We start from the raw sequence: 18,085 nt of genomic DNA, 5'->3' as shown, positions 1-18,085 counted from the left end.
GTAGAATTATGAGTTTTAAAGCGGTATTACAACAACTTAATGCAGATAAAAAAGAATATGCAAAGGGCGTAGGTACGCCTTTGCTTGTGCTTGCAGCTTTGGGAATGGTCATTTTACCGTTACCGCCATTTTTACTTGATATCCTTTTTTCATTCAATATTGCGTTAGCGTTGGTGGTTCTACTCGTCACCGTTTACACCATGAAACCCGTTGAGTTTGGTATGTTTCCGGCCGTGTTGCTTATCGCCACAATTATGCGTTTAGCACTTAACGTAGCCAGTACACGTGTTGTATTGTTAGAGGGACATAATGGTGGAGATGCTGCGGGGAAGGTAATAGAAGCCTTTGGCTCTGTTGTTATTGGCGGTAATTATGCTGTTGGTTTAGTGGTGTTTTTAATTCTGATTATTATTAACTTTGTAGTAATCACAAAAGGTGCAGGGCGTATTTCTGAGGTATCTGCACGTTTTACACTTGATGCAATGCCTGGTAAACAAATGGCAATTGATGCTGATTTAAACGCTGGGTTTATTAGTGCCGAGCAAGCGCGGGATCGCCGAGAAGAAGTAACCCGCGAGGCCGATTTTTATGGTTCAATGGATGGTGCAAGTAAGTTTGTAAAAGGTGATGCTATTGCTGGTATCGTCATTTTAATTATCAACATTGTTGGTGGTTTATTTGTTGGCATGATCCAGCACGATTTAAGTTTTGGCCAAGCTATGGAAGTTTACACACTCCTTACGATTGGTGATGGCTTGGTGGCTCAGCTCCCCTCATTACTGCTATCAATTGGTACCGCAATTGTAGTAACACGCCAAAACGAGTCTCTCAATATGGGCGACCAGTTTAAGAAACAACTTGGCAACGAAAAATCTTTATTTATAGCCTCTGGCATCTTAATTACCATGGGCTTAGTGCCTGGCATGCCTCATTTAGCATTTTTAAGCCTAGGTGCATTATTAGGTTATTTAGCTTACTACACTCAACAAAGTAAATTAAAAGTGGCTGCAGCAGAAGCCGAGGCTGCTGCAAATGGAACTGCTGGTACGGGCGTTGCCAACAAGCAAGAGCAAAAAGAACTTGGCTGGGATGACGTTCAGCAAGTAGATGTAATTGGCTTAGAAGTGGGCTACAGATTAATTCCTTTGGTTGACCAGTCTCAAGGCGGAGAGCTGCTAAATCGTATTAAGGGTGTTCGTAAAAAGCTCTCTCAAGAGCTGGGTTTTTTAGTTCCACCCGTACATATTCGCGATAACTTAGAGCTTGACCCTAATGCATACAGAATTACGCTTATGGGGGTATCTACCGGTGAAGGTGAACTCAAGCATGGTGATGAGTTAGCAATAAACCCTGGTCAAGTATTTGGGCCAATTAAAGGGGTTGAAACTAAAGACCCTGCTTTTGGGCTTGATGCGGTATGGATAAAACCAGATCAAAAAGACGAAGCACAATCGCTTGGCTATACCGTGGTGGATTCAGCGACAGTTGTGGCTACGCATATTAGCCAGTTACTCACTAACAGCGCAGCACTGTTGTTAGGTCACGAGGAAGTACAGAACTTATTAGATATGTTAGGTAAAAGCCACCCTCGCTTAGTTGAAGGTCTAGTCCCTGACGTATTACCGTTAACTGTGATTGTAAAAGTACTACAAAACCTACTTAATGAAGGCGTTGCAATTCGTGATATGCGCTCAATTGTACAAACCCTTGTTGAGTATGGGCCACGTAGTCAAGACCCTGATGTGCTAACGGCTGCAGTACGTATTTCATTACGTCGATTAATCGTTCAAGACGCTGTAGGCATGTCTTCAGAAATCCCTGTCATAACCTTGGCGCCTGAGTTGGAACAGATGTTGCATCAGTCACTACAAAATGCAGGCGACGAAGGTGCCGGTATAGAACCAGGACTTGCAGAGCGACTTCAAGTGTCACTAAATGAAGCGCATCAAAATCAAGAAATGTCCGGTGAACCTTCAATATTGCTAACGTCGGGAATGTTACGCACTGTGTTATCTCGTTTTGTTAAGTACACCATCCCAGGTTTAAGGGTGATGTCTTATCAAGAGGTACCAGATGAAAGACAGATCAAGATAGTCAGCTCTGTTGGCCAACAATAAGATTTTAAAGGGGTTGAATCATGAAAATAAAACGTTTTTTTGCTAAAGATATGCGCACAGTACTTAAAGAAGTTAAAGACGAATTAGGTGTCGATGCGGTTATTATGTCAAATAAAAAACTAGCTAACGGTGTAGAAATTGTAGCAGCAGTAGATTATGACAAAGCAGCCCCTAAAAAAGAGCAAGCACTTAGCGCTCCAGCACAAAGCTCAACAAAAACACAGCCAGTGCATAATTTTGTAAAACCAGAGCCTCTTCGCGCTAAACCAGAGCCACAAGCGAAAGTAGCCGATAGTCTTCAGGCATTATTAGAGCGTCAAGCCCCACGCCCTCGTTCTGCAGAATTGGCTTCTATGTTTTCTCAATCAGGTATTGATACTACAGACAACTACCAAGAGCCAGTTCAAGAGCAGCGTCCTCGTCCTATGTTCACTAATGAACGTCAAGCTTCAGCGCGTCCGCAAACACAAGCAGACAGCCTTGGATTTGATGATTTAGAAAGTGGTTTTGATGATCTTGACAGTCCAGTGACACCTCGCCAAGAAACTAAGCATACTGAAAGTGAGCAAATTTCGTCAATGCGTGACGAAATGAATGCCATTCGTCAATTGTTAGAACATCAAGTGTCAGGGCTTATGCAACAAGACATGGCAAGACGCGATCCTACTCGTGCATGCATGATTGATCGTTTAGTCGGTATGGGAATAGATAAAGATGTTGCTGAGCAAATGGCGTGCTTCGTACCAGACGATGTATCTCGCCAGCAAGGTTGGAAAGCTCTTCTAACAATGGTTGAAGATCAAATGCAGACAACCAACAACGAGATTTTACGTCAAGGCGGTGTATACGCCTTAGTCGGCCCAACGGGTGTTGGCAAAACAACAACCGTTGCTAAATTAGCTGCACTTGGCGCACAAAAATACGGTGCAGACAAAGTCGCTTTAATCACAACAGACACATACAGAATTGGTGCTTATGAGCAACTCGCCACTTATGGCCGAATTATAGGTTGTGGTGTTAAGCAAGTTAAAGATGCTAATGAATTAGCTGAAGTTTTATATCATTTACGAAATAAACGACTAGTATTAATTGATACTGCGGGTATGAGCCAGCGCGACTTGCGCTTAACTGAGCAACTTAATACGCTAATGCGTAATCAGCGTGTTGATATTCGCAGTTATTTAGTGCTCAGCGCAACATCGCAAATACATGTGTTGCAAGAAACCGTTAGGCACTTTAAAAAAGTGCAGTTAAGTGGTTGTATATTCACCAAATTAGACGAATCTTTAAGTTTAGGTGAGATTATTAGTATAGCGATTCAAAATCGCCTTCCAATAGGGTATCTTACTAACGGTCAACGAGTACCAGAAGATATTCGAGTTGCAAATGCTGAAAAACTAGTTAAAAAGGCTGAGCAACTCTATTTAAAAAGAGCAAAAGCACAACATTCAAGGCACCAAGCAGTGGCGCCAAGCACAGTAGGGATGTATGATTAACACAGTATTAGATCAAGCAAGTGGCCTGCGCAAAATGAGTCAAAACAATAACAACGGCGTAAAAGTTATCGCTGTCACTGGCGGTAAAGGTGGAGTAGGAAAAACAAATGTTTCTCTGAATACTGCAATTGCATTAGGCCAGCAAGGTAACAGAGTGTTGGTTCTTGATGCCGATTTAGGCTTAGCAAACTGTGACGTTATGCTAGGACTACGTGTTGAACGTAACTTATCACATGTTTTATCTGGTGAATGTGAACTTGATGAAATTTTAGTTGAAGGCCCCGCAGGTATAAAGATTGTACCCGCAACGTCAGGCTCTCAGAGTATGGTTGAATTGTCGCCTTCAGAGCACGCGGGACTTATACGGGCTTTTAGTGAATTAAATACAGAATTTGATATTTTAATTGTCGACACAGCCGCAGGTATTTCAGACATGGTGCTGAGTTTTTCTCGCGCGGCACAAGACGTCATGGTTGTTGTATGCGACGAGCCCACATCGATTACAGATGCTTACGCGCTCATTAAAGTGTTGAGTCGCGAGCATGGTGTATACAAATTTAAAATTGTTGCAAATATGGTCCGTAGTATGCGTGAAGGGCAAGAGTTATTTGCTAAACTTTCCAAAGTGACCGATCGTTTTTTAGATGTATCAATGGACCTGGTCGCAACGGTTCCCTACGACGAAAATATGCGCAAAGCAACGCGTCGCCAAAAAGTTATTGTAGAGCTTTTTCCTAATTCGCCGGCGGCACTTGCGTTTCAAGCATTAGCAACAAAAGCAGTTAAATGGCCAATACCTAATCAACCATCAGGTCATCTGGAGTTTTTCATAGAGAAACTAGTAAACGGCTAATTATGACAACATTGGTGAATAAAGTTATGGGATATCAATCAGCACAAAATTTAAATGTGATTGTTGAAAAACATGCATCACTTGTCAAAAAAGTGGCATGTCATCTTATAGCGCGTTTACCAGCCAGCGTGCAGCTGGACGATTTAATCCAATCAGGAATGATAGGCCTGATTGAAGCATCTAAAAGTTTTGATGCAACCAAAGGGGCTAGCTTTGAAACTTTTGCGGGGATTCGTATTCGTGGGGCAATGCTTGACGAGATGCGACGTGGCGATTGGGCACCCCGTTCAGTGCATCGTAAAAGCCGTTTGGTGGCCGAAACAATTGCTTTTTTAGAAAAAAGCTTAAACCGTGAGCCGACAGATATAGAAGTTGCTGAAAAACTTGAAATTTCGTTAAATGAGTACCATCATATCTTAAACGATGTAAATGCAAGTAAAGTACTCGGTATTGAAGACCTTGGTGTTGATGAAGATGCCATCAGTCCAGTGGGCCAAGATTTAGCGCTAGACAAACCGTTTAATAATGTTAAAAATGAGCGGTTTAACGAGTCTTTATTAGGTGCAATAAAATCTTTACCAGAACGTGATGCAATGGTGCTGTCTTTGTACTATAACGATGAAATGAATTTAAAAGAAATAGGGCATATACTCGATGTAAGTGAATCGCGTGTAAGTCAAATACATGGTCAGGCGATGATTAAGCTTAAAGCTAAAATCAATGACTGGATAAATTAGTAGTAAGTAAACAAGGTTAAGACCTCACTGGGGGATGTTTTGGATAAAAACATGAAAATTCTGGTTGTTGACGATTTTTCAACAATGAGACGTATTATTAAAAATCTGTTGCGTGACTTAGGTTTCACTAATGTTCAAGAAGCAGACGATGGGTCAACCGCTTTGCCAATGCTACAAAATCAAGTATTTGATTTTGTTGTTACCGATTGGAATATGCCAGGAATGCAGGGTATAGACCTACTAAGAGCAATACGTGCGGATGATAAGCTTAAACACATTCCAGTATTGATGGTAACGGCTGAAGCTAAAAAAGAACAAATTATAGCGGCAGCACAGGCAGGTGTTAATGGTTATATCGTTAAGCCATTTACTGCTGGAACACTCAAAACTAAATTAGAAAAAGTATTTGAACGTTTAGGCTAATGATAGGGGGAGAGGCTTATGTCAGCACTTGCTGCGCCTCAAATAACTTTAGAACAAGCTCGTCAGCTCGTTGTTTTTCTAGAAAACGGTGAGCAAGACAAAGCCAATCAGTTAATTTTAGATACCGCTTCTAAGGAGCAATCTGAAATATTTGCTGAGGTTGGAAAGTTAACCCGTCAATTGCATGAAGCTTTAAAAAGCTTTGAGCTAGACACTCGCTTATCTGACTTAACTACCGATGCTATTCCAGATGCAAAAAAACGGCTCAATTATGTTATAGAAATGACAGAAAATGCCGCGAATAAAACAATGGATGCAGTTGAGGCTAGCCTACCAATTGCTCAACAGTTGGCAGATGAAATATCTCATATCAAACCGACATGGGATCGCCTAATGAATCGAGAGATTGAGTTAGGGGAGTTTAAATCGTTATGCCACAGCATTGATAAGTTTATGAACAATTCTCATCATAAAACCGATGAGCTGCAAAGTTTGATGACTAATGTACTTATGGCACAAGACTATCAAGATTTAACCGGACAAGTTATTCGCCGAGTTATTGAGCTTGTTAGAGAAGTTGAAGAAAGCTTAATTCATCTTTTGACAGCCTTCGCTGATCAAAGCGAAAGTAAAGCCGAAAAAATAGAACAACAAAAAACAAATGAACCATTAGACGAACAAACTTTAGCAGGTCCAGAAGGCCCTATTATTGATAAAGAATCACGTAATGATGTTGTATCTGATCAAGATGAAGTCGATGATCTTTTATCAAGTTTGGGCTTCTAAGAGGAGAGTAACTGCATGTTTGAAGTCGATGAAGATATTTTACAAGACTTTCTTGTAGAGGCAGGAGAAATCCTAGAGCTTTTATCTGAACAGTTAGTTGAGCTGGAAAACAATCCAGAGGACACCGAATTACTCAATGCCATATTTAGAGGGTTTCACACTGTAAAAGGTGGTGCTGGGTTTTTAGCTATGACCGAGCTCGTTGACGCATGTCATGGCGCAGAGAATGTGTTCGATCTGCTTAGGCAAGGCGTACGAACGGTTAATTCGGAATTGATGGACGTAATTTTACAAGCTCTCGATACGATTAACGAGATGTTTGCCACCATTCAAAATCGTGACAAACCAGAACCCGCTGATCCCGAACTTCTTGAAACCCTTCATAAACTAGGTTTACCTCCAACAGAAGAAGAGCTTGCTGGTGACTCACCAGTTGATTCAACTGAAGAACCTCAAGCCGAGGTTATTGATGCCCCAGTTGCCGAGGAAGCCTCAGGAACTGATGAAGAAGATCCGTTTGCATTTGACGAGCTATTTAGCGGTGGAACAGTTGAACAAAGCGATGATGAAACTCAGATTGACGAAATAACAGAAGATGAATTTGAAAACTTACTAGACGAATTACATGGAAAAGGTCAAAGCCCTGTAGCTGAAAGCGCGTCCAGTAGTAGTGATGTCAGTGGAGACATTACAGATGATGAGTTTGACAACTTACTTGATGAACTTCATGGCGTTGGAAGCTTTGGTGCTGTTGCGGCCAGTGAGCCTGTAAAAGAGCAAACAGCAAGTAATAATTCTGCAGAAAGCTCTGCAACGCCTTCAACACGTTCACCTGCAAGTGATTCTAGCGATGATGAAATTAGCGATGATGAGTTTGAAGCATTGCTTGACGAACTTCATGGATCAGGTGCCCCTAAATCAATAGAGAGCCCTGCAGCTTCAGAGCCGAAGCCCGCTGCTAAACCTGTGGCTAAGGTAAGTGAGCCTGTCAAAAAGCCTGAACCTGTAAAAGCCGCTGCGCCAAAACCAGTGCAAAAGCCTGCAGAAAAAGCAGCTCCAGCGCCTGCAGCTGTGAAAAAGCCAGCTCCTCCGCAAGCAGAAACAACAGTCCGAGTTGACACAAAACGCCTAGACCAAATAATGAATATGGTGGGTGAGCTTGTACTTGTTCGTAACAGATTGGTAAGTTTGGCCACTAACTCAGAAAGTGAAGCAATGGGCAAAGCCATTTCTAACTTAGATGTTGTGACGGCTGATATCCAAGGCGCAGTAATGCAAACGCGAATGCAGCCAATTAAAAAGGTATTTGGCCGCTTCCCTCGCGTTGTTCGTGACTTAGCACGAAGCTTAAATAAAGATATTAGTTTACAGCTTGTTGGTGAAGAAACTGATTTAGATAAAAACTTGGTTGAGGCACTTGCAGACCCGCTTGTTCACTTAGTTAGAAACTCAGTTGACCACGGAATAGAGATGCCAGCAGCTCGTGAAGCAGCAGGCAAACCTAGAACGGGTAATGTAACGCTTTCAGCGTCTCAAGAAGGCGACCATATCTTGTTAACTATCAAAGATGATGGTGCGGGTATGGATGCTGAAAAGCTCAAAAAAATAGCAATCAGTAAAGGCGTTTTAGATCACGACCAGGCGAGCCGTTTATCGGATACCGAGGCGTACAATTTAATCTTTGCACCAGGATTTTCGACCAAAGAAGAGATCTCTGACATCTCAGGCCGTGGTGTGGGAATGGATGTTGTAAAAACTAAAATCACTCAACTTAATGGCTCAGTGAGTATTCAGTCAGAGCTAGGTGTTGGTACAATTTTAGAAATAAAAGTACCGTTAACACTTGCGATATTACCAACCTTGATGGTTGTAGTTGGCGAACAAACATTTGCATTACCATTAGCTGGTGTAAGTGAAATATTCCATTTAGATCTAACCAAAACAAATGTTGTTGATGGTCAATTAACCATTATTGTACGTAAGAAAGCGATACCGCTATTTTATCTTGAGCATTGGTTAGTTAAAGGAGCAGATCGCACTCAGCGCAAAGCGCAAGGTCATGTTGTTATTGTTCAAATAGGTACTCAGCAGGTTGGTTTTGTAGTTGATTCTTTAATAGGTCAAGAAGAAGTTGTAATTAAACCTCTTGATGCTCTTTTGCAGGGTACCCCAGGTATGGCAGGCGCAACTATTACATCAGATGGTGGAATTGCACTAATTTTAGATGTTCCAAATATGTTAAAACACTACGCTGGCTAAATCATAAAGTAGGTACACATAAAATGCGTGCCTACGTATAAATTTAATAAGAGAGCTAAATGGCCGTAAAAGTTTTAGTTGTTGATGATTCGAGCTTTTTTCGTCGTAGAGTAAGCGAAATCCTTGAACAAGACAGCGACATACAAGTTATAGGTTTTGCCATTAATGGCAGAGAGGCTGTAGAAAAAACGGCTCAACTTCGTCCTGATATGATCACGATGGATGTAGAAATGCCTGTGCTTGATGGTATCAGTGCTGTTAAAGAGATAATGGCAAGTAACCCCACGCCAATCTTAATGTTTTCCTCTTTAACCCGTGCTGGCGCAACAGCAACACTTGATGCGCTTGATGCTGGAGCGATGGATTTTTTACCTAAAAAGTTTGAAGATATTGCACGTAATAATGAAGATGCGATAAAGCTCCTTCAAGCTAAAGTCAAAGAAATTGGTAATAAGCGCATTCCTAGAGCCTTTAAGCCAATAACACACCAGAAACCAGCGGCACGCTCTGTGCCTGATAAAACCAGTAATACTGGGTCTTCAATCAGGCAACCAGATAGAAGTTTTCAGCGTTCAACAACCGCATCGACATTAACAAAAACACAAAACAACGTACCAACTCGTGCAAGTGGCAAGCAATACAAGCTTGTGGCTATCGGTACATCTACTGGTGGTCCTGTTGCTTTACAAAATGTGCTTACGCAATTACCCGCTAATTTTCCGCATCCCATTTTACTTATCCAGCATATGCCTGCTGCTTTTACACCGGCATTTGCAGCTCGTTTAAATGGATTGTGCAAAATAAAAGTAAAAGAAGCACAGCAAGGTGATCGTCTTGATCCTGGAACTGCCTATTTGGCTCCTGGCGGGCAACAAATGATGGTTGAAGGTCGAGGTGGTTCTAAAACATTGCGCGTTTTTGAAGACAATAGCGAGCGAATCACTTATAAACCCAGTGTTGACGTTACATTTGCAAGTATTGCAAAAGCTTATCAGGGAGATGTTTTAGCTATTATTTTAACCGGCATGGGGGCTGATGGTAGAGATGGCGCAAGAATGTTAAAACAAACTGGCGCCACTATTTGGGCACAAGATGAAAAGAGCTGTGTTGTTTATGGTATGCCACAAGCTGTTGCTAATGCGGGGCTTTCAAGTGAGAGTTTAGCGCTTGACGATATTGCAACGCGGATAAAAAGCGAAACCGGTTGTGGATAAGCTTTCTGTACTTGGTTTAATTGTTGCACTAAGTGCTATAGCAATTGGCTATCATTTAGAAGGTGGTGTTATTGCCGCACTTTTTAATGGTCCTGCGCTTATTATAGTACTAGGTGGGACCGTAGGCGCTGTAATGCTGCAAACGTCTACTAGTACCTTTAAAAAAATGCTTAGAATGAGTCACTGGGTATTTGTGACTCCCAATTACAATATTGATGATGCAATTGAGCAAGTTAAACGTTGGTCTCACAAAGCGAGACAAGAGGGGTATTTGGCATTAGAGGATGAGGCCCTAACTCACTCAGATGTATATGCCGCAAAAGGGCTGAGTATACTTGTTGATGGCGGTTCAGAGCAGAGGCTACGTGATACGCTTGAAATAGATTTAATGTTGGAGCGTGAGCGTTTGCTTGAAGCTGCACGTGTATACGAAGCAATGGGCGGTTATAGCCCTACCATCGGTATTTTAGGAGCTGTTCTTGGGCTCATTCAGGCTATGTCTTTTATTACCGATCCGCAATTGCTTGGCGCTGGAGTTGCAACAGCCTTTATTGCAACGATTTATGGGGTGGGGTTAGCTAATTTATTATTTTTGCCAATGGCACATAAGCTCAAGCAACGTGTAGAAGAAAAGATGCTTTACCACGAAATGCTTGCAGAAGGGATAATTGCAATCAGCGATGGCCAAAGCCCAATGAACATTGAGCTAAAGTTAGAAGCTTATCGTGTTGAACGGCCAAGCCTAGTGGACGCATAAAAATGATGCGTCGACGATTTGGTCGCTCGGCCCATAAAAACCAGCATACAGAGCGCTGGTTAGTATCTTATGCGGATTATATGACCATTATGTTTGCCTTCTTTGTTGTAATGTATGCGATTGCGATTAACAAAGAAGAAAACTTCCAAATTTTATCCGATTCCCTAGAGCAAGTATTCGACAAGTCGGCTCGTGTTTATTCTCAGCAAGGTACGGGGGTAGATGGTACTGGAATACTTACTGATAGGGTTACTCCTGAAGATGAATTGCTGTATGGCGAAAGTATCAACAAGGAAGAGCAAGGCCCAGAGTTGTTAGACGGCCAAAGTGAGACAAGTAATATACAGCAAAAATATTTAGGAAAACCACTTGATAGCTTATTAACGAAACTTCAGTCAGCGCTTATTGATGAAATACGTGATGGTGAAGCCAATCTAGAATTGCATCAAGATTGGCTCATAATAGAACTGAGTTCAGGTATGTTATTTTCAAGTGGTAGCGCAGTTGCTCATTCTAGAGCAAAACAAGTTGTTAAAATTGTAAAAGATATTATCGCGCCAGTGGATAACTATATACGTGTGCGTGGATATACAGATGATGAAACAATTAAAAATGAAATATTTCGCTCTAACTGGGAGCTTTCTGTCGCTCGCGCAACTTCAATACTTGTTGAGCTTGAAGCACTTGGCATAAATTCGGCCCGAATGGCTATTGAAGGGTATGGACAGTATTCACCCTTTGCACCTAACGACACAGATGAGGGCCGAGCTGAAAATAGAAAAGTAGTAATAGCGTTATCTAAATATGGGTTGCCAGAAGAGAAAAATAATTCAGCAGAAGAGCCAATAGTTGAGGCAGTAGCGCCTGAGCCAGAAGTAGAATTACCGTCAGACGATGACACAATAAAAATTATTCGTTTACCACATGGTGGAATTCGTATTACAACTCGCAATGAACAGTAACTAGGATATGATGTGAAGATTTGGACTGTAGCCAACCAAAAAGGTGGCGTTGGTAAAACAACGACTGCGGTCAGTCTTGCTGGTACTTTAGCACTGCAGGGTAAACGTGTATTACTAATAGATACCGATCCTCATGCGTCTTTAACGTATTACTTTGGTATTGATTCTGAAGATTTAGAAGTCAGCGTTTACGATATTTTCGCTCGTGGAACTAGTATGCAAAGTGAGGAAATACTTCAAGCATTGTGCCCATCCACTCTCGAAAATTTAGATATATTACCTGCTACTATGGCTATTGCTACATTAGATAGAAGCATGGGCAATAAAACAGGCATGGGGTTAATTTTAAAAAAGACGCTTGCCAAAATAAGCGAACATTACGATTATGCTATTTTAGATTGCCCCCCTGTTTTAGGGGTTTTAATGGTTAATGCATTGGCTGCGAGTGAGCGCATTTTAGTACCTGTTCAAACTGAGTTTTTAGCGCTTAAAGGCTTAGATAGAATGATGCGTACAATGGAATTAATGCAGAGCTCACAAGCTAAAAGTTACGAATATACTATAATACCTACAATGTACGATAAAAGAACGAAGGCATCACTCGAAGCCTACAAAACGTTACAAAAAACCTACGGTAATAGAGTTTGGCCAGGTGTTATTCCCGTAGACACAAAACTAAGAGATGCAAGCTTAGCACAAAAAGTACCCATAGAGTTTTGCCCTCGCTCTCGTGGTGTATTTGCTTATAAAGCATTATTAGATTATTTAATTGAACAAGGTTAATGAATGAGTAAGCAATTATTTGCTAATGAAAAAGTAATGACTCAGTACTTAGGTGCCTTACTTTGCGAAGAAGAGCTTGCCAGTGACTTAGAGCCCGTAGCAAAACTTTTAGAAAATATACCGGGTGACTTGCCAAGCGAAGAAGCCACTCATGAAAGTCAGAAGCCAGTTACTAAAGTTAAAGTAGTGGCTGAGCATGAATCATCTTCGTTAGATGATACGCATGAAGTTAAAGAAGCAGAAGCTACAACACCGAAAGTTAACGTCATTGAAACGCCAAAAGAGACAACGAGTACAGACCTTAAAATAGCAAAACAGAAACAATTAAATCTTTCAAATAACAGTGAGTCAGATTACTTTGACGGCGAATTTCAGGCATTGTTCTTTGAAGTTGCAGGACTTACGCTAGCAGTCCCGCTTAAAGCTCTTGGCGGTATACATCAATTAGGTGAAGTGAATCACCTGTTTGGTAAACCAAAGTGGTTTAAAGGCGTTATGCTTAACCGTGATGAAAAGCTCAATGTTGTAGATACAGCACGCTGGGTTATGCCAGAGAAGTACGATGAAAAACTTGAGGCATCACTTGATTATCAGTATTTAATAACTTTAGGAGATAGCCAATGGGGATTATTAGCTGAGAAGCTTATAAATAACATTACATTGACAAAAGAAGATGTAAAATGGCGTACAGATCAAAGTAAGCGCCCATGGCTCGCCGGGGTTATTAAAGAAAAAATGTGTGCTTTAATAGATGTAGACAATTTAAATACGTTATTAGAAGAGGGCTTAGATAGCCGTCAGTAGTAATGACCATTATGGGGTAACAGCATGAACCAAGAGAAATTACTGTCAGAAAATAAAAATGCAGATAATAATGATGAAATATTACAGTGGGTTACTTTTAAACTAGAAGAGGAAACCTACGGTGTTAATGTAATGCAAGTTCAAGAAATACTGCGTTACACCGAGATTGCACCAGTCCCTGGTGCGCCTTCTTATGTAATAGGCATTATTAACTTACGTGGTAATGTAGTAACCGTTATTGATACACGTGCTCGATTCGGTTTGTCAGCAGCTGATGCAACTGATAACTCACGTATATTAATTATTGAAGCTGAAGAACAAGTTATAGGCATTTTAGCCGATAGCGTTTCTGAAGTTGTATACCTGCGTAGCTCTGAGATTGACAGTGCGCCAAATGTGGGTACTGAAGAAAGCGCTAAGTTTATCCAAGGTGTCTGTAATCGAGATAATGAGCTTCTTATTTTAGTTGATTTAAATAAGCTACTTAGTGATGACGAATGGGATGAGTTAAGCGATTTATAAGCTTTATCAGATAAACTATGCTGTTACTTAGTATTGCTGTAAGCGCGTTAGCGGTAGGTCTTATATCGTTAACGCTTATTATTGCATTTAAAAATAAACACACCAGCGATGTTGCTGATGTACATCAAAAGCTTAAAGAATGTGCAGAACAAGTTCATATTTTAAGAAGCGAAGCCGCTGAATTAAGAACCGGTTTACTCAGTATCGGCAAGCGAGTTCTAGAGGTTGAGCAACAAAACCAAGATTTACTGCAGCAGCAATCGGCTCAAAAATACGATGATCCCGATGCTAAGATTTATTCCCGTGCTGTGAAAATGGTTGAGTTAGGTGCAGATTTAGACGAAGTTATTCGCGAGTGTGAGTTACCCAGGGCTGAGGCCGAGTTATTGTTTTCGTTGCACAAAAAAAAAGGCGCTTAGCGCCTTTTTTACACACATAACACTGTACTTAGACTTTAAAAATTATACTTCACACCAAACATTGCCACTACAGGGTCAAGCTCAACTGTTGATGTTAATGCTTTTGCATTGTTAGCGTACACAGTTGCATCTGTATCAATATCCATTATAGAAACCATTGCGTGGAGTCCCCAGTGATCATCCATTTTATAATTAGCCCCTACTTGTACTAAAAACCCTACAGAGTCATCAAGCTCAACTTTAACATCGTCTGTACCAAGGGTTGCTTTAAGAGCTTGCGAAGGCTGTTCATCAAAAAAGGTTGTATAATTAACACCAACACCTATGAATGGTCTGAGCTGGTAGCTTGTATCTAAAAAGTGATACTGTGCCACTAACGAGGGTGGCAAGTGCTTAATGTTAGCAATTTTATTACCAGCCAAGCCGCCTGTTCCATTTACATCATGAGAGAATGGCGTAGCAGCAATCAATTCTAATACCCAGTTGTCATTAAATGCATAGTCTACCGTAATACCTAGCTGAGTATTAGAATCACCTTTTAGACCTAATGAGGGGGCTTCGTTAATTGCAGAGCCACTGTTATCTGGATTTACGTTAATAGCGCCCAGATTTACGCTGAAGTTAGCGTGTGCAGCTGGAGAGAGTGCTAATAAAGAGGTTAATAATGCAATGCTAATTTTGGTTTTCATGTTGTTCTCCAAGAACTACTTTTTGATTGACGCCATTATTACGCTTAACAAATATGAAAAACCTGTTCTAGATCAAAGTTTCAAAAATGATTGAACGTTGAAAAGTATTTTATTGATTTAGATTAATTTTGACGCTGTTTCGTAACAGCAATGATTGACAATCTATATAAGTAATAATCATCAGAATGTATAAAAGCTGACATCTCTTAGTCATACTCTCACTATTTAATAATGCCTTACTTAGTAATAAAGGTGTTAAAAAATGTCTTTAGTTGTTTCACAACAAGCAGCCACTTCTCAAAGGTTAAACGCCGAATTAATAAATAAATTACAAACGCTTATCCAATTTAAATCAGTAACGCCGAATCAAGCCGGCGCAATAGATTGGCTGGTTGAGCAGTTATGTGAGCAAGGTTTTTGCTGTGAAAAGTTTACGAGTAATGGTGTCACTAACTTAATTGCGCATATTAAATTCAATGAGGGACCGTGTGTCGCTTTTTCAGGGCACATTGATGTGGTTCCCGCAGATAATGGTGACTGGCTAACCCCTCCGTTTGATGGAAGAATAATTGATGGGGTAATTTACGGAAGAGGTGCCGCTGATATGAAAGGGGGTGTTGCAGCTATGCTAACTGCCACAAAAAAATTAATAAATAACACATCATCAAAAGCAGGGACTTTTTATTGGCTCATTACCTCTGATGAAGAAGGCGAGGCTGAGTTTGGCTCTGCGCAAATAGCTAATAAGCTTTCTTCAAATGGGATCGTTTTAGACGGATGTATTGTCGGCGAGCCAACTAGTTCGACACATGTTGGCGATACAATTAAAAACGGTCGCCGTGGTGCGCTTTCAGCACGTATTCTGGTAAAGGGCAGGGCAGGTCATGTAGCTTATCCTCAAAATACCATTAACGCCGCACATATTAGTGCCAAAATAGTCAATAAACTGAGTGAACAAGCGTGGCACTTAGATGACGCAGGCTCAAAAACAACACTGCAAGTAACAGGCATAAATATTGACAATGTGGTCGATAATTTGGTCCCTAGTCACTGCGAAATAACATTTAATATTCGCTATAGCCATCGGTACAGCAGTGAAAAAATTAAATCAATATTGAGCAATTCGTTGGATGAATTTTCACGTTACATAACGATTAATTGGGAGCGTCCATGTGAACCATACTATACCCAACCTAAGAGTAACTGGAGTTTAATTACTTGTGTTGAACAAGCCATACATAGTCAAACTGGAAACTACCCAGTTCTAAGTACCAGTGGTGGCACATCTGACGGTCGTTTTTTTGCTAACAGCCATACTCAAGTAATTGAATGTGGGCTAAGAAATCATACAATTCACCAGGTTAATGAGCACGTCTCTATTGATGACTTAATAAAAGTTGAAGCAATTTATTATGACTTACTTTCACGTATTTATATAGAACGGTAATGTTAGTTTTCAAATAAAACCCAGATAGTGGCGAGGGTAACCTCGCTTCAATTAGCTTAAGTATCGCTTTGCTTTGTTATCTTTAACATTTTGCAAGTCAACCAATACTAAACCATCAATGCAATTGTTAAAGTCGGGATCTACGCTAAAACTTAAAAATTTTACTCCACCAGGCTTACATAGCTCTGTATATTGTTTAAATAAAGTGGGAACTTGCGCACCCATGTTAGCAAGCACATGCTTTAGTTCTACAAAGTCTTCTTTAACATCGTCTTTGCAAAAAACCATGTCACACTGTGTAAGTTCATGTTCGCTTAGTTTGAATTCATTATTTGGAGTAGCAAGTATCTCATCGGTTTTATAATAATGCTGATAGTAATACACTAGCATGGCCTTTGCCGGATCTGGTAACGTATTAGACACGCTAACAGCCCCAAATAAATAACGATATTGTGGGTAGTTTTTAACAAAAGCGCCAATGCCGTACCACAGGTAATCTAGGCTTTTGCGCCCCCAATATTTTGGCTGAACAAAGCTACGACCAAGTTCAATTCCTTGCTCTAGGTAGGGGCCCATTTCAGTGCTATAAGTAAATAAACTGTCGGTATACAGACCTTTACGGCCATGTTTATCAATTATTTCTTTAGCACAAGCTAGCCTATACGCGCCTACCAACTCTAATTGAGTTGGGTCCCAAAGAACTAAGTGTTGATAGTCCATATCGTACTTATCAATATCACGGCGTTTTCCGCTACCTTCACCTACAGCTCTAAAAGCTATTTCTCTCAACCTCCCTAGCTCTCTAAAAATAGGTGAGCTACCCGTATATTGATATAAATGAATATGCATACCATCTTGTGTTTCCCCCAGAAGCTGACACGCATCTATTGCTTTTTTAAGCTCTTTTCTACACTCTGGGACAGCAATAGGAGTTTGTGTTTTAAGTGGTAAGGTTTTTTTAGTTGTTAGACGATACAGTTGTTTTCGTATTAAATTAACAATCTCTTTATCTTTTAAATTTTCTATGAGGTATGACGCTGGAGGAATAGACGCACCAATTTCAAACTCTAACGATTTCTGGCGTTGTTTAAACATTTCTTTTACTAGTAATAAGCTTGCTAAGGGTTTGTATATTATTGAAGTCCCATAAAATAATGGGCTGTTTTTAGCTTTTATATAAATAGGTAATATAGGGCAATTGGCTTTTTTTGCGATGCGCAAAAACCCGCTGTTCCATTTACAATCTTTGATACCTGTAGGGCTCAGTCGTGATACTTCACCAGCGGGAAATATTAATAATACCCCCTCATTTTTCAGATGCTGGTGAATATTATAAAGCTCTTGTTTCTTACTTGTGCCAGATAAGTTATTTACAGGTAAAAGTAAATCGTGCATTGGAGTCACCGACATGAGCATACGGTTAGCAACAACCTTTAAATCTTTTCTTACGCTTGAGAGCACTTTAATTAATGCAAGCGCATCTAAAGAGCCTATAGGGTGGTTTGCAACAATAATTAATTTACCTTCGCTAGGAATATGCTCTATTTGCTTTGGCTTATAACGTGTATCAAAATTGAGCTCATCGAGAACTTGTTCAACAAATTCTAGCCCTTGTAAATGAGGGTAGGTGTCGGCAAAGGCTACAAACTCTTGTTCATGTAGTAAATAGCCTAATCCCTTTTTTACTAGGCTTTTTACTTTTGGTGAGCTTTCTAATTGTGGTAAGTTTGCTGCAATTACTTTATCAACACTGATCATACAAACCTCTTTTTAATTTAGCACGATTGCCATGTCTGTAGAGTAAAAAAAGGGTGTGA

Annotated in this window: 17 protein-coding genes; 15 read left to right on the top strand and 2 right to left on the bottom strand. The window is 40.5% G+C overall.

Annotated features, from left to right (window positions below; all coding sequences use genetic code 11):
* Positions 1–8 precede the first annotated feature (8 nt).
* Genes flhA through R0J88_RS13910 form a run of 14 tightly spaced genes read left to right on the top strand, consistent with a single transcriptional unit; the run spans position 9 to position 14,132 of the window.
* Complete coding sequence (gene flhA, locus R0J88_RS13975) at positions 9–2,117, top strand: flagellar biosynthesis protein FlhA (protein ID WP_006792751.1); 2,109 nt, start codon at positions 9–11, stop codon at positions 2,115–2,117.
* Between the two features lie 20 nt (positions 2,118–2,137).
* Positions 2,138–3,613, top strand: coding sequence for a flagellar biosynthesis protein FlhF (gene flhF / locus R0J88_RS13970; protein ID WP_277054197.1), 1,476 nt, complete (start codon positions 2,138–2,140; stop codon positions 3,611–3,613).
* Positions 3,606–4,466, top strand: coding sequence for a MinD/ParA family protein (locus tag R0J88_RS13965; protein ID WP_006792753.1), 861 nt, complete (start codon positions 3,606–3,608; stop codon positions 4,464–4,466). Before flhF ends, R0J88_RS13965 begins: the two co-directional genes overlap by 8 nt.
* A 26-nt stretch (positions 4,467–4,492) precedes the next feature.
* Positions 4,493–5,203: an RNA polymerase sigma factor FliA gene (locus R0J88_RS13960; RefSeq protein ID WP_008132612.1), complete on the top strand. Its 711-nt coding sequence runs from the start codon at positions 4,493–4,495 to the stop codon at positions 5,201–5,203.
* A gap of 39 nt (positions 5,204–5,242) precedes the next feature.
* Positions 5,243–5,626 (top strand): chemotaxis response regulator CheY, encoded by a 384-nt coding sequence (gene cheY / locus R0J88_RS13955; RefSeq protein WP_008132609.1) that lies wholly within the window; start codon positions 5,243–5,245, stop codon positions 5,624–5,626.
* Positions 5,627–5,644: 18 nt separating this feature from the next.
* The gene (locus R0J88_RS13950; RefSeq protein WP_006792756.1) at positions 5,645–6,412 is read left to right on the top strand and encodes a protein phosphatase CheZ; all 768 of its coding nucleotides are present in this window, start codon (positions 5,645–5,647) and stop codon (positions 6,410–6,412) included.
* Between the two features lie 15 nt (positions 6,413–6,427).
* Entirely contained in the window at positions 6,428–8,671 is a 2,244-nt protein-coding gene (locus R0J88_RS13945) for a chemotaxis protein CheA (protein WP_243532969.1), read from the top strand.
* A 59-nt stretch (positions 8,672–8,730) separates the two neighbouring features.
* The gene (locus R0J88_RS13940) at positions 8,731–9,885 is read left to right on the top strand and encodes a protein-glutamate methylesterase/protein-glutamine glutaminase (RefSeq protein ID WP_410900202.1); all 1,155 of its coding nucleotides are present in this window, start codon (positions 8,731–8,733) and stop codon (positions 9,883–9,885) included.
* On the top strand, positions 9,878–10,642 hold the full coding sequence (locus R0J88_RS13935) for a flagellar motor protein (protein ID WP_410900201.1): 765 nt from the start codon (positions 9,878–9,880) through the stop codon (positions 10,640–10,642). Before R0J88_RS13940 ends, R0J88_RS13935 begins: the two co-directional genes overlap by 8 nt.
* Positions 10,643–10,644: 2 nt before the next feature.
* Positions 10,645–11,604: a flagellar motor protein MotB gene (locus tag R0J88_RS13930; protein ID WP_243532975.1), complete on the top strand. Its 960-nt coding sequence runs from the start codon at positions 10,645–10,647 to the stop codon at positions 11,602–11,604.
* 12 nt (positions 11,605–11,616) lie between these two features.
* Positions 11,617–12,387, top strand: a complete 771-nt coding sequence (locus tag R0J88_RS13925) for a ParA family protein (RefSeq protein ID WP_006792761.1) — start codon at positions 11,617–11,619, stop codon at positions 12,385–12,387.
* 3 nt (positions 12,388–12,390) lie between these two features.
* Entirely contained in the window at positions 12,391–13,191 is an 801-nt protein-coding gene (locus R0J88_RS13920; RefSeq protein ID WP_010555923.1) for a chemotaxis protein CheW, read from the top strand.
* A gap of 24 nt (positions 13,192–13,215) precedes the next feature.
* Positions 13,216–13,713 carry a chemotaxis protein CheW gene (locus tag R0J88_RS13915; RefSeq protein ID WP_006792763.1) on the top strand — a complete coding sequence of 166 codons (498 nt, stop codon included), beginning with the start codon at positions 13,216–13,218 and terminating at the stop codon, positions 13,711–13,713.
* Positions 13,714–13,730: 17 nt separating this feature from the next.
* Positions 13,731–14,132 (top strand): DUF2802 domain-containing protein, encoded by a 402-nt coding sequence (locus R0J88_RS13910; RefSeq protein WP_006792764.1) that lies wholly within the window; start codon positions 13,731–13,733, stop codon positions 14,130–14,132.
* Between the two features lie 35 nt (positions 14,133–14,167).
* Here the strand turns inward: R0J88_RS13910 and R0J88_RS13905 are convergent, their stop codons facing one another.
* Positions 14,168–14,821 (bottom strand): OmpW/AlkL family protein, encoded by a 654-nt coding sequence (locus R0J88_RS13905; RefSeq protein WP_410900200.1) that lies wholly within the window; start codon positions 14,819–14,821, stop codon positions 14,168–14,170.
* A gap of 262 nt (positions 14,822–15,083) precedes the next feature.
* On the opposite strand from R0J88_RS13905, the gene dapE reads away from it, so the two are divergent.
* The gene (gene dapE / locus R0J88_RS13900) at positions 15,084–16,268 is read left to right on the top strand and encodes a succinyl-diaminopimelate desuccinylase (protein WP_410900199.1); all 1,185 of its coding nucleotides are present in this window, start codon (positions 15,084–15,086) and stop codon (positions 16,266–16,268) included.
* A gap of 51 nt (positions 16,269–16,319) precedes the next feature.
* Here the strand turns inward: dapE and R0J88_RS13895 are convergent, their stop codons facing one another.
* On the bottom strand, positions 16,320–18,026 hold the full coding sequence (locus R0J88_RS13895) for a lysophospholipid acyltransferase family protein (RefSeq protein ID WP_410900198.1): 1,707 nt from the start codon (positions 18,024–18,026) through the stop codon (positions 16,320–16,322).
* Positions 18,027–18,085: the final 59 nt, after the last annotated feature.

The sequence above is a fragment of the Pseudoalteromonas sp. SIMBA_162 genome (genome assembly GCF_046535955.1).
Taxonomy (GTDB): Bacteria; Pseudomonadota; Gammaproteobacteria; order Enterobacterales; family Alteromonadaceae; genus Pseudoalteromonas; species Pseudoalteromonas marina.
This window is presented reverse-complemented; position numbering and strand designations above follow the sequence as displayed.

Bases quoted from the DNA above. Each gene is read 5' to 3' on its own strand.
- flhA (WP_006792751.1), top strand. From the start codon at position 9: ATGAGTTTTAAAGCGGTATTACAACAACTTAATGCAGATAAAAAAGAA.
- flhF (WP_277054197.1), top strand. From the start codon at position 2,138: ATGAAAATAAAACGTTTTTTTGCTAAAGATATGCGCACAGTACTTAAA.
- R0J88_RS13965 (WP_006792753.1), top strand. From the start codon at position 3,606: ATGATTAACACAGTATTAGATCAAGCAAGTGGCCTGCGCAAAATGAGT.
- R0J88_RS13960 (WP_008132612.1), top strand. From the start codon at position 4,493: ATGGGATATCAATCAGCACAAAATTTAAATGTGATTGTTGAAAAACAT.
- R0J88_RS13950 (WP_006792756.1), top strand. From the start codon at position 5,645: ATGTCAGCACTTGCTGCGCCTCAAATAACTTTAGAACAAGCTCGTCAG.
- R0J88_RS13945 (WP_243532969.1), top strand. From the start codon at position 6,428: ATGTTTGAAGTCGATGAAGATATTTTACAAGACTTTCTTGTAGAGGCA.
- R0J88_RS13940 (WP_410900202.1), top strand. From the start codon at position 8,731: ATGGCCGTAAAAGTTTTAGTTGTTGATGATTCGAGCTTTTTTCGTCGT.
- R0J88_RS13930 (WP_243532975.1), top strand. From the start codon at position 10,645: ATGATGCGTCGACGATTTGGTCGCTCGGCCCATAAAAACCAGCATACA.
- R0J88_RS13920 (WP_010555923.1), top strand. From the start codon at position 12,391: ATGAGTAAGCAATTATTTGCTAATGAAAAAGTAATGACTCAGTACTTA.
- R0J88_RS13915 (WP_006792763.1), top strand. From the start codon at position 13,216: ATGAACCAAGAGAAATTACTGTCAGAAAATAAAAATGCAGATAATAAT.
- R0J88_RS13910 (WP_006792764.1), top strand. From the start codon at position 13,731: ATGCTGTTACTTAGTATTGCTGTAAGCGCGTTAGCGGTAGGTCTTATA.
- R0J88_RS13905 (WP_410900200.1), bottom strand. From the start codon at position 14,821: ATGAAAACCAAAATTAGCATTGCATTATTAACCTCTTTATTAGCACTC.
- dapE (WP_410900199.1), top strand. From the start codon at position 15,084: ATGTCTTTAGTTGTTTCACAACAAGCAGCCACTTCTCAAAGGTTAAAC.
- R0J88_RS13895 (WP_410900198.1), bottom strand. From the start codon at position 18,026: ATGATCAGTGTTGATAAAGTAATTGCAGCAAACTTACCACAATTAGAA.